Genomic DNA, 13,246 nt, shown 5'->3' with positions numbered 1-13,246 from the left:
GGGCGGGCGGCGGTCCGCCGTACGCGGACACGGAGCCGCGGTCCGGCACGCCGTAGGCTGGGTCGGTGAGCTCCCCCAAGATCTTCGTGGCCCGCCTGCTGGGCCTGGACGTCTTCGACCCCCTCGGCGACCGCCTGGGACGGCTGCGCGACGTCGTCGTGCTGGACCGCGGCCCCGCCGCAGCCCCGTTCGCCACCGGCCTCGTGATCGAGGTCCCCGGCAAGAAGCGCGTCTTCGTCCCGATGACGCGGGTGACGTCCATGGACTCGGGCCGGATCATCACGACCGGGCTGATCAACCTGCGCCGGTTCTCCCGCCGTGGCGCCGAGCAGATGGTGGCCGCCGACCTCTTCGACCGGAAGGTGCGCCTCTCCGACGGGTCGGGCGAGGCCTTCCTGGAGGACATCGGGCTGGAGCAGCAGCGCAACGGCGACTGGCTGGTCTCGGACCTGTACGTGCGCCGCATCGTCGGCCGCGGCCCCTTCGGCCGCGCCCAGCGGGGCGAGCACCTCCTGCTGAACTGGGACGAGGCCCGCTGGACGGCGCAGGCCGACCCGCAGGGGGCCACGAGCTTCCTCGCCGCGCACGAGGACCTCAAGCCCGCCGACCTGGCGGACATGCTCCACGACATGTCGGAGAAGCGCCGCGTCGAGGTCGCCAGCGAGCTGCAGGACGAACGCCTCGCGGACGTGCTCCAGGAGCTGCCCGACGACGACCAGGTGCAGATCCTCTCCCAGCTGGACATCGACCGCGCCGCCGACGTCCTGGAGGAGATGGACCCGGACGACGCGGCGGACCTGCTCCACGAGCTGCCCGACTCCCAGCAGGAGCTGCTGCTCGAACGCATGGAGCCGGAGGACGCCGAGGACGTCCGGCGCCTGCTCGAGTACGAGGAGGGCACGGCGGGCTCGCTCATGACCCCCGTGCCGGTCATCCTCCCCCCGGAGGCCACCGTGGCCGAGGCCATGGCGACCATCCGACAGCAGGAGATCTCCCCCGCGCTGGCCTCGCTCGTGATCGTGGCCCGGCCGCCGTTGGAGACGCCGACGGGCCGGTTCCTCGGCGTCGTCCACTTCCAGCGCCTGCTGCGGTACCCGCCGCCGGAGGCGATCGGCAACATCATGGACAAGGATCTCGAGGCCGTCTCGGACCTCGCCCCCATCGCCCACGTGACCCGCGAGCTCGCGACCTACAACCTCACGTGCATCCCCGTGGTGAACGAGCAGGACCGCGTCGTCGGGGCCGTGAGCGTGGACGACCTGCTCGACCACATCCTGCCCGACGACTGGCGGGCCATGGACCTCGACGACGCCGAGACCCGCCCCGCAACCTGACCCCGCGGCCCGCCGCCGCACGACACCGGAGGTGTGAGCATGACCCAGACCGCGCGAGACCTGCGCCCGGGCCGCGGCACCGGCCTGGACACCCCGCTGAGCGCCAGCGGGCGCCGCGTGCCCCGGCTGGCCCCGAACCCGGACGCCTTCGGCGAGGCCACCGAGGGCATCGCCCGCTTCATGGGCACCCCGCAGTTCCTCGTCTGGATGACGCTGTTCTGCGCCGCCTGGCTGGGCTGGAACACGTTCGGCCCGATGGAGTGGCGGTTCGACTCCGCCGAGCTCGGCTTCACCGCGCTCACGCTCATGCTCTCCCTCCAGGCGTCCTACGCCGCACCCCTGCTCCTGCTGGCGCAGAACCGCCAGGACGACCGGGACAGGGTCGCGCTGCGCGAGGACCGTGACCGCGCCGAGCGCAACCTCGCCGACACCGAGTTCCTCACCCGCGAGATCGCCGGTCTGCGGCTGGCCGTCCAGGAGGTCGCCACGCGCGACTTCGTGCGCGGCGAGCTGCGCGGCGTCCAGGACGACCTCAGGGACGACCTCCGCGAGGCGCTGCGCGCCGAGCTGCGGGAGGAGATCCGGGAGGAGATCCGGGAGGAGCTGCGCGCCGGCCTCCCGGGCGCCGGCCTCCCGGGCGCCGAGGCTCAGCCCCGCAAGAGCAAGAAGTCCAAGGGCCGGGGCCGGGACGCGCGGCGCGGCGACGCCGGCGCCGAGCCCACGACCACCACGCTCGCGACCCTCGCGGCGCAGGAGGCCCAGGAGGCCCGCGAGGCCGGGGGGTCCGGTCCGGTGACCGGTCCCGCCGGCGGTGCGGGCCCGGTGGACGGGGGCGGCCGATGAGCGCCCTGGGCCTGCCCGTGCCCGAGGTCCGCACCGACCTCGAGCGCCGGGTGCTGGAGCGGCTCGCCGCGGTCCAGGACCCCGAGATCCGCCGCCCGATCACCGACCTCGGCATGGTGGAGTCGGTCGTGGAGACCGCCCCGGGCGTCGTCGAGGTCGCGGTGCTGCTCACGATCGCCGCGTGCCCCCTGCGCGGGACGATCCAGACGGACGTGGCCGCCGCCGTCGCCGACGTGCCCGGCTGCGGGTCCGTGGACGTGCGCGTCGGGGTCATGGAGCCCGAGCGCCGCCTGGCGCTGCAGGACGCCCTGCGCGCGGCCCGGCCGACGAACCCGTTCGGGAAGGACACGCTCACGCGCGTCCTCGCGGTGGCCTCGGGCAAGGGCGGCGTGGGCAAGTCCTCGGTCACGGCCAACCTCGCGGTCGCGCTCGCCGCGCGCGGGCTCGCCGTCGGCCTGATCGACGCGGACGTGCACGGCTACTCCATCCCCGGGCTCCTGGGCGTGACCGCCACCCCGACCAAGCTGGACCGGATGATCCTGCCACCCGTGGTGCGGGACGTGAAGGTCATCTCGATCGGCATGTTCCTCGACGCGGACCGGCCGGTGGCCTGGCGCGGGCCGATGCTGCACCGCGCGCTCGAGCAGTTCGTCACGGACGTGCACTGGGGCGACCTGGACGTGCTGCTCGTGGACCTGCCCCCGGGCACCGGGGACATCGCGATCTCGACGGCGCAGCTGCTGCCCGCCTCGGAGCTGCTCGTGGTGACCACGCCGCAGCACGCCGCCGCGCAGGTGGCCGCGCGCGCCGGTCAGCTGGCGGAGCAGACGGGGCAGACCGTGGCCGGGGTCGTGGAGAACATGGGGCCGATGACCCTGCCGGACGGCACCGTCCTGGATGTGTTCGGGACCGGCGGCGGCGCCGAGGTGGCGGAGCGGCTGTCCGGGGTGCTGGGCACCCAGGTGCCGCTGCTGGGCACCGTTCCCCTGGACCCGGCGCTGCGCGCGGGCGGCGACGCCGGCGAACCCGTGGTGATGTCCGCGCCGGAGAGCCCCGCGGGCCGGGCGCTGACGCAGATCGCGCAGCGGCTGGCCGTGCGGCCGCGCGGGCTGGCCGGGCGGCGCCTGCCGGTCACCCCCCGCTGACCTCGGGGGCCGGCGCCCCGGTCAGGGCCCCCGGCGCGCGCGACGGCGTCAGGTCGCGTCGACGTCGAAGGGGGCGGGCGCCAGCCCGAGCAGCTCGAGGGGGTCCGGCTCGGTCTCGACGGCGGCAGGACGCTCCTCGGCGAGGGCCTCGGCGCGGCCGGAGGCCATCAGGGCTGCGGCGGCGCCGCCCACGGCGGCCGCCCCGGCGGCGGGCGCGGTCGACCGGGTCTGTGCGGCGGCGACGGACTCCGCGGCGGCGGTGCTGCCGCCCCCGGCGGGGCGGCGGAAGAGCGTCCGCGGATCCATGTCCGCCAGGTCCTGGTGGGTGAGGCCGCCGTGCACGTCCTCGGCGCTGATGCCCGTCGCCTGCGCCGCCCGGGACGCGGGCGTGGACGAGCCGTCGGCGGGCTCGCGGAGCGCGTCGCGGATGATGCGGCGCGGGTCGTACTGGCGGGGGTCGTACTTGCGCCAGTCCACCTCGTCGAAGTCCGTGCCGGTCTCCTCCTTGAACTGCGCCTTGGCACCCTCGGCCTTGTCGCGCATGACGCGCAGCCAGTCGGTGAAGGCGCGCGTGTACTCGGGGAGCTTCTCCGGCCCGAGGATGACGATCGCGAGCACCGCCAAGATGATGAACTCGCTGCCGTTGATACCTAACACCCTCCGAACTCTACTAGAGCGGCACCGCCCCACAGCCCGGAGCCGCGGGGGCGGGGCGGCTCAGCCGCGGGGGCGGGGCACGGCGTCCGCGATGCGTTCGAGGCCTCGCTCCAGGCGCTCCTCGACGGCGTCTCCGCCGCCCAGCTCGAGCACCCGTGCCCGCTCGGAGACCAGCAGGTGGGTGAGGACCGCGTCCGCGCGCTCGTCCGGCAGGGTGGCCTCCACGCGGTAGGCGGCCTGCGGCGTGGTCAGCTCGGCCGTCCAGCCGTCCTCGCCCCCCGCCGGGACGATCCGGTAGACGCCGCCGCCGGCCAGTCGACGCTCCTGCGCCCCCGTGCTCAGGGGCGCGGTCGAGGCACAGCCCTCCGGGGCGGCTCCCACGATCCGGGGTCGGCACTCGCGGACGGTCACGGTCGGCTCGTCCCGACCCCAGCCGACGACGACCTCCACGTCCTCGGCCGTCTGGGCGGTGTCCACGGTGAGCGGCTCCAGGCCGGCCCCCACGAGGGAGGGCACCGTCCAGCCCTGACCCCGCAGCTCCGCGACGGTGCCGCGCCGGTCCGTCGACGCGGTCCCGGCTGCCGGCAGGGCGACGGTGTCCGTCGGGGTCGGGGCCGTGCGCACGGCCGTGGCGCGGGGCGCGCCGGCCACCCAGACCGCGGTGAACAGCCCGCCGAGCAGGACGACGAAGGTGAGCAGCCCCACCACGAGGCGGCCGGAGACGCCGCGGGCGCGCAGCACCGGGGCGACGACGGCGCCCGCCGGACGCTGGTGCACCGTGCGGGCGGCGTCGAGCACGCGGGCCCGGGCCTGGACCGTGGCGCGGCACTCGGGGCAGCGGTCCAGGTGGCGGGCGATGCGCGCCCGGGACGCGGCGGGGAGGGCGCCCTCGAGGTAGGCGTCCATGTGGCGCTGGGTGTGTCGACGTCCCATGCGGCCACCTCCTCGGTCCTCGCGTCCTCGGCCCGGCGAACGGCCTCCCACATGGCGGGAGCCGGTTCGTGCCATCTCCCATCATCGGCCCGCCTCCTGGGAGAACTCTGGGTCGCGGCCGCGTGCCGACCCGTACACTGGCCCGCGTCGCCCGTGCCGCGGGCGAGGTCCCGCCGTCGTCGTCCCGGAGTCACCCATGAGCGCCCTGCAGCCCCAGCCCACCGACAAGCACGCGTCCTGGGCCTGGTCGGAGAGCCGGGCCACCGAGGACGACGTCGTCCTGCGCGCCCGCGAGCGCGCCGCCGAGCTGGACGTGCCGCCGGTGAGCGAGGGGACGGCGGCCCTGTTGACGGTGCTGGCGGCCACGCGTGCCCCCGCGGCGGTCGTGGAGGTGGGCACGGGCGCCGGCGTCTCGGGCCTCGCCCTGATGCGCGGTCTGCCCGAGCGCACGGTCCTCACCACCGTGGACCCGGACGCGGAGGCCCAGCGCGCGGCCCGCGAGGCGTTCTCGGAGGCCCGCCTGCCCACGAGCCGCACCCGCATGATCACGGGGCGCTCCCGGCTCGTCCTCCCCCGGCTCACGAGCGGCGCCTATGAGATGGTCCTGGTGGACGGGGACCCGGCCGCGCGTCAGTTCGACGTCGAGCAGGCCGCGCGCATGCTCGCCCCCGGCGGCGTGCTCGTCGTGGTGGACGCCCTCGACGGCGACCGCGTTCCCCGGCCCGCCGTGCGCGACGAGTCCACCGTGTCCGCCCGGGCGGTGGACCGCCTCATCCGGGAGGACGAGCACTGGCTGTCCGCCGTCGTCCCCTCCGGCACGGGCGTGCTGATCGCGGTGCGCCGCTGATCCGCGGCGTCGCCGGGAACGCGGACGCCCCGCGCACCGTGACGGTGCGCGGGGCGTCCGCGTCGAAGGGGTCCGGGCTCAGGCCTGGATGACGCCCTCGAGGCACTCCTTGAGCTCGCGGGCCTCGTCCGCGTTGATCTCCAGCACGAGACGGCCGCCGCCGTCGATCGGCACGCGCATGATCAGGCTGCGCCCCTCCTTGGTCACTTCCATGGGACCGTCCCCGGTGCGGGGCTTCATGGCGGCCATTGCGACTTCCCTTCTGGATGATGTTCCCGTCACGGCGTCCGGCGACCGCGGGAGCGGGCGCTGTCCGGACGCCTCCGGCGCCCCCGCACGCGAGCGTGCGCGAGGCCGGTCACATCACCATTATCGCGGATTCCGCGTGCTCGCGCCAAACGATGGCCCGCACCGAGCCCGGCCCGCGACTCAGGCACGCCCCGCCGGATCGCTCCGGGACGGGTCGGCGGCCTCGAGCTCGGCCACCCGGGCCCGCAGGGCGGTCACCTCGTCCTCGCACTGCGCCAGGGCGTCCCGCAGCCGCAGCAGGACGGCGTCCACCTGGTCCCGCTGGTAGCCGGGCACCGCGACGGCCAACCGCAGCAGGTCGACATCCGCCGCGCGCGGCCGCTCCGGCAGCAGCACGGGGTGCCCCGGCGTCCGCCCGGCCGGGTCGTCGGCCCGGAGCGTGAGCCGGCCCGCGAGGGCGGCGGCCAGGGCCGCCAGCACGACGACGAGCACGGCCACCAGGACGATCCACTGCGGCCCGCTCACGCGTCGGCCCTCCCCGCCGAGCGGAGCACGCACGCGACGGCCTCCTCGGCCGTGTCCACGAGGTGGAACAGGTCCGGGTCCTCGGGCGAGATCATGCCGCGCTCCACGAGCGTGCCGCGGATCCAGTCCACGAGCGGGCTCCAGAAGCCGCGGTCCACGAGGACCACGGGAAAGCGGGTGACGGTGCCGGTCTGCACGAGGGTGAGGGCCTCGAAGAGCTCGTCCAGGGTGCCGAGGCCGCCGGGCAGCACGATGAACCCCTGCGCGTACTTGAGGAACATGACCTTGCGGACGAAGAAGTAGCGGAAGTCCACGCCCACGTGCACCCAGGGGTTCAGGCCGGTCTCGAACGGCAGATCGATGCCCAGGCCCACGGACTCTCCACCGGCCTCGTGGGCACCCCGGTTGGCGGCCTCCATGGTGCCGGGCCCCCCGCCGGTGATGACCGTGTACCCGGCCTGGGCCAAGCGGCTCCCGACCTCGTGGGCCAGGGCGTACTCGGCGCTGCCCTCGGGCGTGCGCGCCGAGCCGAACACGGAGACCGCGGGACCCAGCCCCGCGAGGGTGCCGAAGCCCTCGACGAACTCCGCCTGGATGCGCAGGACACGCCAGGCCTCGGACGTCGTCGAGGTGACGTCGGCGGCGGGGCGTGCGGCGTCGCCGGGCCGCCGGCCGTCGAGGAGGAGCTGGTCGAACGTGGGGGTGTGCGCCGCCTCCCCGCGCAGGACCTGCCCGCCGCGACGGACGTGCTCGGGTTCGGCGACGTCGCCGTCGAGGGGGTGCTCGTCTGGGGCCATGGCGCCAGCCTAACGAGCCGGCGGGCCGCCAGGGCCGGCGTCCCACGGCGCACCCCGCCGGGTGTGGCGTGCGCTATATTCCATTGGCATGACGCAGATCACGCCTGAGCAGCCCCACGGCGCCCACCTCCTCGACGAGGCCGGCACGCGGCGCCGTCGCGGTGCCGCAGGCGACGACCTGATCGTCCTCGAGGGCGTGAACAAGCACTTCGGCGACTTCCACGCCCTCCGACAGATCGACCTGCGGATCCCGCGCGGCCAGGTGGCGATCGTCCTCGGCCCGTCGGGCTCCGGCAAGTCGACCCTGTGCCGCACGATCAACCGGCTCGAGACCATCGACGACGACGGCGGCCGCATCCTGATCGACGGGCGGCCGCTCCCCAGCGAGGGCCGGCAGCTCGCCCAACTGCGCGCCGAGATCGGCATGGTCTTCCAGTCTTTCAACCTCTTCGCGCACAAGTCGATCCTGGAGAACGTGACCCTCGGGCCCATCAAGGTGAAGGGCAAGCGCCGGGCGGACGCCGAGCGGCACGCCATGGAGCTGCTCGAGCGCGTGGGCGTGGCCCAGCAGGCGAGGAAGATGCCGGCCCAGCTCTCCGGCGGGCAGCAGCAGCGCGTGGCCATCGCCCGTGCCCTGGCGATGGAGCCGAAGGCCCTGCTCTTCGACGAGCCGACCTCCGCCCTCGACCCCGAGATGGTGCAGGAGGTCCTCGACGTCATGGTCCAGCTCGCCGAGGGCGGCATGACCATGGTCGTGGTCACCCATGAGATGGGCTTCGCCCGCAAGGCCGGGGACCGCGTGGTCTTCATGGCCGACGGCGCCATCCTCGAGGACACCGACCCCGACACCTTCTTCACGAACCCCCGACACGAGCGTGCCCAGGACTTCCTGGGCAAGATCCTCGCGCACTGACCCCGTCCCCCGTCGCACCCCACCGCACCGAACCAGAGGAGAGCACCATGCTCCGCACGAAGCTCCTGACCCTGTCCGCCGTCACCGCCGCGGCCGCGCTGTCCCTCACCGCCTGCGCGCCGTCGTCCTCGCAGGGCGGCGGTGGCGACGCCGCCGGCTCGTCCTCGGCCGGCGAGTCGACGTCGTCCGGCTCCGGCGAGAGCCTGCGCATCGGCATCAAGTTCGACCAGCCGGGCCTGGGCTACCGCGAGGGCTCGGCCCAGCCCACCGGCTTCGACACGGACGTGGCCCGCTACGTGGCGGACAAGCTCGGCGTGGCCGAGCAGGACATCGAGTGGGTCCAGACCCCGTCTGCGAACCGGGAGAACGCCCTGGAGAACGGCGAGGTCGACATGATCTTCGCGACGTACTCCATCACGGACGCCCGCAAGGAGCGCGTCGCCTTCGCGGGCCCGTACTTCGTGGCCGGCCAGGACCTGCTGGTCCGCGCGGACGACACCGCGATCACCGGCCCCGAGGCCCTCGACGGGAAGAACCTCTGCTCCGTCACCGGCTCCACCTCGGCCCAGAAGATCAAGGACCAGTTCGCCTCCGGCGTGAACCTGGTGGAGCAGGGCGGCTACGCCGAATGCGTGACCTACCTCGAGTCCGGCCAGGTGGACGCCGTGACCACGGACGACATCATCCTCGCGGGCCTGGCCGCCGCCGACGCCAACAAGGGCAAGTTCAAGGTCGTCGGCAACACCTTCACCACGGAGCGCTACGGCGTCGGCCTGCCGAAGGACTCGGAGCGCTGCGAGGACATCAACGAGGCGATCAAGGAGATGAAGGACTCCGGCGAGTGGAAGAAGGCCCTCGAGTCCAACACCGAGGGCACGGGCTACACCTACGACGAGACGCTGAACTCCGGCGAGGACGCTGAGTTCGAGCCCTGCGCCTGACGGCCTCCTGCGCCGGGTGGGCCGAGGGCGTGACCTGAACCGTCACCCTCGGCCCGCCCGGCGGCTCCCCTGCCCGTCAGCCCTGTCCCGACCCTCGGAGAAGACATGGAATCGATCTCCTCGCTCCTCGCGGACTACGGCGCGGACATCCCGCTCGCGTTCTGGACGAACATCAGGCTCGCGTTCCTCGCGACCCTCGGCTCGTTCGCCCTCGGCGTGGTGCTCGCCCTGTTCCGCATCTCGCCCGTCCCCTCGCTGCGCGCCCTCGGCACCGGCTACGTCAACGTGGTCCGCAACACCCCGCTGACGATCATCATGCTGCTCGGCGTGCTCGCCGTCTGGGGGCAGCTGAAGGTCAGCTTCTCGTCCGACTTCACGCTGAACTTCTTCATCTACGCCGTGATCGCGCTCTCGCTCTACCACGCGGCGTTCATGTGCGAGGCGATCCGCTCCGGCGTCAACACCGTCCCGCTCGGGCAGGCCGAGGCCGCCCGCTCCATCGGCCTGGGCTTCCTGCCCGCGGCCCGCCACGTGATCCTGCCCCAGGCGCTGCGCGGGGCCATCACCCCGCTCGGCAACACCGTGATCGCGCTGACCAAGAACACCACCGTCGCCGCCGCGGCGTCGGTGGCGGAGGCCTCGGGCCTGATGAAGCGCATGATCGAGTTCAGCCCGGACGTGATGGTGGCGATCTTCCTGACCTTCGCGATCGGCTTCTGCCTGATCGTCATCCCCATCGGCCTGCTGACCACGTGGGCCTCGGAGAAATGGGCGGTGGCCCGATGAGCGCCCAGGCCTCCGTCCTCTTCGACGCCCCGGGCCCGATCGCCCGCCGGCGGATCCTCCTCGCCAACCTCGTCGCCCTCGCCGCGGTCCTGACCGTGGCGGTGCTCGTCCTGATCCAGATGAACGCCACCGGCCAGCTCTCCGGCCGCCGCTGGCTGGCCGCCGTCGACGGCGACGCGTGGCGGAACTACTACCTGCCGGGCCTGCAGTTCACCCTGCAGTCCGCGGGCATCGCCGTGGTCACCTCCGTGGTGTTCGGCCTGGTGTTCGGCTTCCTGCGGCTGGCCCCGTTCGGCCCGATGCGCTGGCTGGCCGCCGTCGTCGTCGAGTTCTTCCGGGCCGTGCCGGTGCTCGTGATGATGGTGTTCTTCTACCAGCTGTTCGCGCAGGTCGCGCGCACCGGGGCGATCCAGCCCCAGGACGGCCCGTACTACGCGGTGATCGCGGCGCTGACCCTGTACAACGGGTCCGTGATCGCGGAGCTGGTGCGCTCCGGGGTGCGCTCGCTGCCGCGCGGCCAGCGCGAGGCGGCCGCGGCGGTGGGCATGACGAGCATGCAGTCCCTGCGGCTCGTGGAGGTGCCCCAGGCCCTCATCGCCATGCTGCCCTCACTGCTGAGCCAGTTCGTGGTGATCCTCAAGGACTCGGCGCTGGGCTACCTCATCGGCTTCTTCGAACTCCTGCAGTACGCCCGCCAACTCGGCTCCGGCAACGGCAACATCCTGCAGTCCCTCGTGGTGGCCGCGGTGATCTTCATCGTGATCAACTTCCTCCTCACCTGGGCGGCCACCCGGCTCTCGCGGCGGCTGTCGTCGCGGACGGCCGGCGACGCCAGCACCCCCACGACCCCGCTCGTCGGGGCGTCCACGGCCACGGCGGCCTGACCCGGCGGCGGGCGCGGCGGGCCCGCGGGTCCGGCGGGTGGCGGCGGCCGACGTCGTCGGGTCAGCCGGCCAGCCAGGCCGCGAGCGCCGCGAGGCACGCGTGGACCGCCTCGCGGGGCACGTGCTCGTCGTCCGTGTGGGCCAGGAGGGCGTCGCCGGGGCCGAAGTTGACCGCGGGCACGCCCAGCTGGGAGAACCGCGCCACGTCCGTCCACCCGTACTTGGGCTGGGGCTCTCCCCCGACGGCGGCGACGAACGCGGCGGCGGCCGGCCGGTCCAGACCGGGGCGGGCGGCGGGCGAGGCGTCGTCGATCCGCACCTGGGCGTCCCAGTCCACACCGGCCCCCTCCAGCACCGCGCGGACGTGCGCGTGGGCCTGGTCGAGGGTCTTGTCCGGAGCGAACCGGTAGTTCAGGTCCACGGACGCCTCGTCCGGGATGACGTTGCCCGCGACGCCGCCGGCCACGCGGATCGCGTGCAGCCCCTCCCGGTACTCCAGGCCCTCCACCGTGACCGTGGCCGGCTCGTACGCCGCCAGGGCGGTGAGCACGGGGGCCAGCTTGTGGATCGCGTTGTCGCCGCGCCAGGCGCGGCCCGAGTGCGCCGCGACACCGGAGAAGGTGACGCGGTACCGGCACGTGCCGTTGCAGCCGCCCTCCACGACGCCGTCGGTCGGCTCGAGCAGCACCGCGAAGTCGCCCTCCAGCAGCTCGGGGGCCTGGCGGGCCACGCGGGCGAGGCCCGAGAGGTCCGAGGAGACCTCTTCGTGGTCGTAGAACACCCACGTGACGTCGTGCACGGGGGTCGGGCCGTCCGCGCGGCCGAAGCGGCCGGCCAGGGCCAGCTGCACGGCGACGCCGGACTTCATGTCCACGGCTCCGCGGCCGTACAGCACGTCCCTGTCCCACGCCGAGGGCACGGTCCCGCGCGAGCCCGGCACGGTGGGCAGGGGCACCGTGTCCAGGTGCCCGGCGAGGATCACGCGGGTCGGCCGCCCCAGAGCGGTGCGGGCGACGACGGCGTCCCCGAACCGCCGCACCTCGAGGCCGCCGAGGGCGCGCAGGGCCTGCTCGACGGCGTCGGCCAGCGGCCCCTCCTCCCCCGAGACGGAGCGCACGTCCAGCAGGATGGCGGTGAGCGCCGCGACGTCGAGGTCCGGATCGGCGAGGTCGGGCAGGGGCACGGGGGTGAGACTCATGTGTCCAGTCTACGGACGGGCCTCTCGCCGCCCTGCAGCGTGCCCCGGCCGCTCATTAGGCTGAGGCGCATGACCCAGACCGCTGCACAGCAGCCCTCCCCCCGTCTCGTCTCCGGCCACGGCCTGGCCACCACGGCCGCCGACGGCGCCGTCCTGGACGTGTGGTTCCCCGCGCCCGTGGCCGGTCCGCTCTCCGCTGCGGACGCCTCGCTGCGCGACACCCTGCGCGCCCTCGCCGCGGACGACGCGGACCGCGGGACCACGCAGGCCGTCGTCGAGCTGGAGGTCGACCTGGACGCCGCCCCGGCCTCCACCGCGGACGCGTGGCTGCGCCTGCACGTGCTCTCGCACCGCCTGGTGCGGCCGAACGAGCTCAACCTCGACGGCGTCTTCGGGCTGCTCACCAACGTGGTGTGGACGAACCACGGACCCTGCGCGGTCGCGGACTTCGAGCTGACGCGGGCGAGGCTGCGTGCCCGCGGCGCCGTGCAGGTGTACGGCGTGGACAAGTTCCCGCGCATGACGGACTACGTCGTGCCCTCCGGGGTGCGCATCGGCGACGCGGACCGGGTGCGCCTGGGCGCCCACCTGGCCGAGGGGACGACCGTGATGCACGAGGGCTTCGTGAACTTCAACGCGGGCACCCTGGGGCATTCGATGGTGGAGGGCCGGATCTCGGCCGGAGTCGTGGTGGGCGACGGGTCCGACGTCGGAGGCGGCGCGTCCATCATGGGCACGCTCTCCGGCGGCGGCACCCAGCGGATCGTGATCGGCGAGCACGTGCTGCTCGGCGCGAACTCCGGCGTGGGCATCTCCGTCGGCGACGACTGCGTGGTCGAGGCCGGTCTGTACGTCACCGCAGGCACGCGCGTGAGCGTGCTGCAGGACGGCGAGGCGGCGCGGACCGTGAAGGCCGTGGACCTCTCCGGCGTGCCGAACCTGCTGTTCCGCCGCAACTCCACCACGGGCGGGGTCGAGGCCCTCCCCCGCGCCGGCCGGACCGTCGAACTGAACGCGGCGCTGCACGCGAACTGACCCGGCACACCCGGCCCTCCCCTCCCCCGTTCCTCCCCGCGTTTTCCGCCGCGTTGGGGGGCGATTTCCGGTGGTATCCCGCCGGGATAACGCCCAGTATCGCCCCCGGAACTCCCCGGCGGCCCGGGGGCGGGAAGACGACGACGGCGGCACGCGGCG

The 13,246-nt window shown here is 74.2% G+C and carries 15 protein-coding genes; 9 read left to right on the top strand and 6 right to left on the bottom strand.

From position 1 onward, the window contains the following. Window positions 1–65 precede the first annotated feature (65 nt). From G6R13_RS06585 to G6R13_RS06575, 3 genes are read left to right on the top strand one after another with little or no spacing between them, the layout of a single operon-like run. Complete coding sequence (locus tag G6R13_RS06585; protein ID WP_036316492.1) at window positions 66–1,334, top strand: CBS domain-containing protein; 1,269 nt, start codon at window positions 66–68, stop codon at window positions 1,332–1,334. A 39-nt stretch (window positions 1,335–1,373) separates the two neighbouring features. After that, complete coding sequence (locus G6R13_RS06580) at window positions 1,374–2,177, top strand: DUF1003 domain-containing protein (protein WP_205521336.1); 804 nt, start codon at window positions 1,374–1,376, stop codon at window positions 2,175–2,177. Then, entirely contained in the window at window positions 2,174–3,322 is a 1,149-nt protein-coding gene (locus tag G6R13_RS06575) for an Mrp/NBP35 family ATP-binding protein (protein ID WP_036316488.1), read from the top strand. Before G6R13_RS06580 ends, G6R13_RS06575 begins: the two co-directional genes overlap by 4 nt. A gap of 48 nt (window positions 3,323–3,370) precedes the next feature. On the opposite strand, the gene G6R13_RS06570 is transcribed toward G6R13_RS06575, so the two are convergent. Both G6R13_RS06570 and G6R13_RS06565 read right to left on the bottom strand, forming a co-directional pair. Further along, a complete protein-coding gene (locus G6R13_RS06570; protein WP_036316486.1) occupies window positions 3,371–3,979 on the bottom strand; it encodes a protein translocase TatA in 609 nt (202 codons plus the stop codon). A gap of 60 nt (window positions 3,980–4,039) precedes the next feature. Beyond that, window positions 4,040–4,912: a zf-HC2 domain-containing protein gene (locus tag G6R13_RS06565; protein ID WP_036316484.1), complete on the bottom strand. Its 873-nt coding sequence runs from the start codon at window positions 4,910–4,912 to the stop codon at window positions 4,040–4,042. Between the two features lie 196 nt (window positions 4,913–5,108). On the opposite strand from G6R13_RS06565, the gene G6R13_RS06560 reads away from it, so the two are divergent. Next, window positions 5,109–5,759 (top strand): class I SAM-dependent methyltransferase, encoded by a 651-nt coding sequence (locus G6R13_RS06560; protein ID WP_036316483.1) that lies wholly within the window; start codon window positions 5,109–5,111, stop codon window positions 5,757–5,759. A gap of 78 nt (window positions 5,760–5,837) precedes the next feature. On the opposite strand, the gene G6R13_RS06555 is transcribed toward G6R13_RS06560, so the two are convergent. The 3 genes from G6R13_RS06555 to G6R13_RS06545 form a co-directional block, all read right to left on the bottom strand. Next, the gene (locus tag G6R13_RS06555) at window positions 5,838–6,008 is read right to left on the bottom strand and encodes a DUF3117 domain-containing protein (protein WP_002855133.1); all 171 of its coding nucleotides are present in this window, start codon (window positions 6,006–6,008) and stop codon (window positions 5,838–5,840) included. Between the two features lie 180 nt (window positions 6,009–6,188). Next, window positions 6,189–6,533, bottom strand: coding sequence for a hypothetical protein (locus G6R13_RS06550; RefSeq protein WP_012751007.1), 345 nt, complete (start codon window positions 6,531–6,533; stop codon window positions 6,189–6,191). Continuing rightward, a complete protein-coding gene (locus tag G6R13_RS06545; protein ID WP_036316481.1) occupies window positions 6,530–7,330 on the bottom strand; it encodes a TIGR00730 family Rossman fold protein in 801 nt (266 codons plus the stop codon). Before G6R13_RS06545 ends, G6R13_RS06550 begins: the two co-directional genes overlap by 4 nt. A gap of 178 nt (window positions 7,331–7,508) precedes the next feature. Here G6R13_RS06545 and G6R13_RS06540 point away from each other — a divergent pair, with 178 nt between their 5' ends. From G6R13_RS06540 to G6R13_RS06525, 4 genes are all read left to right on the top strand, one after another. Beyond that, window positions 7,509–8,243 carry an amino acid ABC transporter ATP-binding protein gene (locus G6R13_RS06540; RefSeq protein WP_205521339.1) on the top strand — a complete coding sequence of 245 codons (735 nt, stop codon included), beginning with the start codon at window positions 7,509–7,511 and terminating at the stop codon, window positions 8,241–8,243. A gap of 47 nt (window positions 8,244–8,290) precedes the next feature. After that, window positions 8,291–9,184 (top strand): glutamate ABC transporter substrate-binding protein, encoded by an 894-nt coding sequence (locus tag G6R13_RS06535; RefSeq protein ID WP_134377038.1) that lies wholly within the window; start codon window positions 8,291–8,293, stop codon window positions 9,182–9,184. 105 nt (window positions 9,185–9,289) lie between these two features. Further along, the gene (locus tag G6R13_RS06530) at window positions 9,290–9,970 is read left to right on the top strand and encodes an ABC transporter permease subunit (RefSeq protein WP_036316476.1); all 681 of its coding nucleotides are present in this window, start codon (window positions 9,290–9,292) and stop codon (window positions 9,968–9,970) included. Further along, on the top strand, window positions 9,967–10,854 hold the full coding sequence (locus G6R13_RS06525; RefSeq protein ID WP_036382705.1) for an amino acid ABC transporter permease: 888 nt from the start codon (window positions 9,967–9,969) through the stop codon (window positions 10,852–10,854). The genes G6R13_RS06530 and G6R13_RS06525 overlap by 4 nt, the downstream gene beginning before the upstream one ends. A 61-nt stretch (window positions 10,855–10,915) precedes the next feature. Here the strand turns inward: G6R13_RS06525 and dapE are convergent, their stop codons facing one another. Further along, complete coding sequence (gene dapE / locus G6R13_RS06520; RefSeq protein ID WP_159833309.1) at window positions 10,916–12,052, bottom strand: succinyl-diaminopimelate desuccinylase; 1,137 nt, start codon at window positions 12,050–12,052, stop codon at window positions 10,916–10,918. Between the two features lie 69 nt (window positions 12,053–12,121). Between dapE and dapD the strand changes: the two genes are divergently transcribed. After that, complete coding sequence (dapD, locus tag G6R13_RS06515; protein ID WP_036382673.1) at window positions 12,122–13,087, top strand: 2,3,4,5-tetrahydropyridine-2,6-dicarboxylate N-succinyltransferase; 966 nt, start codon at window positions 12,122–12,124, stop codon at window positions 13,085–13,087. Window positions 13,088–13,246 lie beyond the last annotated feature (159 nt).

This window comes from Micrococcus sp. Alg238-R198 (assembly GCF_900537135.1).
In the GTDB taxonomy this organism is placed as follows: domain Bacteria; phylum Actinomycetota; class Actinomycetes; order Actinomycetales; family Micrococcaceae; genus Micrococcus; species Micrococcus luteus.
This window is presented reverse-complemented; position numbering and strand designations above follow the sequence as displayed.

Bases quoted from the DNA above. Each gene is read 5' to 3' on its own strand.
- G6R13_RS06580 (WP_205521336.1), top strand. From the start codon at position 1,374: ATGACCCAGACCGCGCGAGACCTGCGCCCGGGCCGCGGCACCGGCCTG.
- G6R13_RS06575 (WP_036316488.1), top strand. From the start codon at position 2,174: ATGAGCGCCCTGGGCCTGCCCGTGCCCGAGGTCCGCACCGACCTCGAG.
- G6R13_RS06565 (WP_036316484.1), bottom strand. From the start codon at position 4,912: ATGGGACGTCGACACACCCAGCGCCACATGGACGCCTACCTCGAGGGC.
- G6R13_RS06560 (WP_036316483.1), top strand. From the start codon at position 5,109: ATGAGCGCCCTGCAGCCCCAGCCCACCGACAAGCACGCGTCCTGGGCC.
- G6R13_RS06555 (WP_002855133.1), bottom strand. From the start codon at position 6,008: ATGGCCGCCATGAAGCCCCGCACCGGGGACGGTCCCATGGAAGTGACC.
- G6R13_RS06545 (WP_036316481.1), bottom strand. From the start codon at position 7,330: ATGGCCCCAGACGAGCACCCCCTCGACGGCGACGTCGCCGAACCCGAG.
- G6R13_RS06535 (WP_134377038.1), top strand. From the start codon at position 8,291: ATGCTCCGCACGAAGCTCCTGACCCTGTCCGCCGTCACCGCCGCGGCC.
- G6R13_RS06530 (WP_036316476.1), top strand. From the start codon at position 9,290: ATGGAATCGATCTCCTCGCTCCTCGCGGACTACGGCGCGGACATCCCG.
- G6R13_RS06525 (WP_036382705.1), top strand. From the start codon at position 9,967: ATGAGCGCCCAGGCCTCCGTCCTCTTCGACGCCCCGGGCCCGATCGCC.
- dapE (WP_159833309.1), bottom strand. From the start codon at position 12,052: ATGAGTCTCACCCCCGTGCCCCTGCCCGACCTCGCCGATCCGGACCTC.
- dapD (WP_036382673.1), top strand. From the start codon at position 12,122: ATGACCCAGACCGCTGCACAGCAGCCCTCCCCCCGTCTCGTCTCCGGC.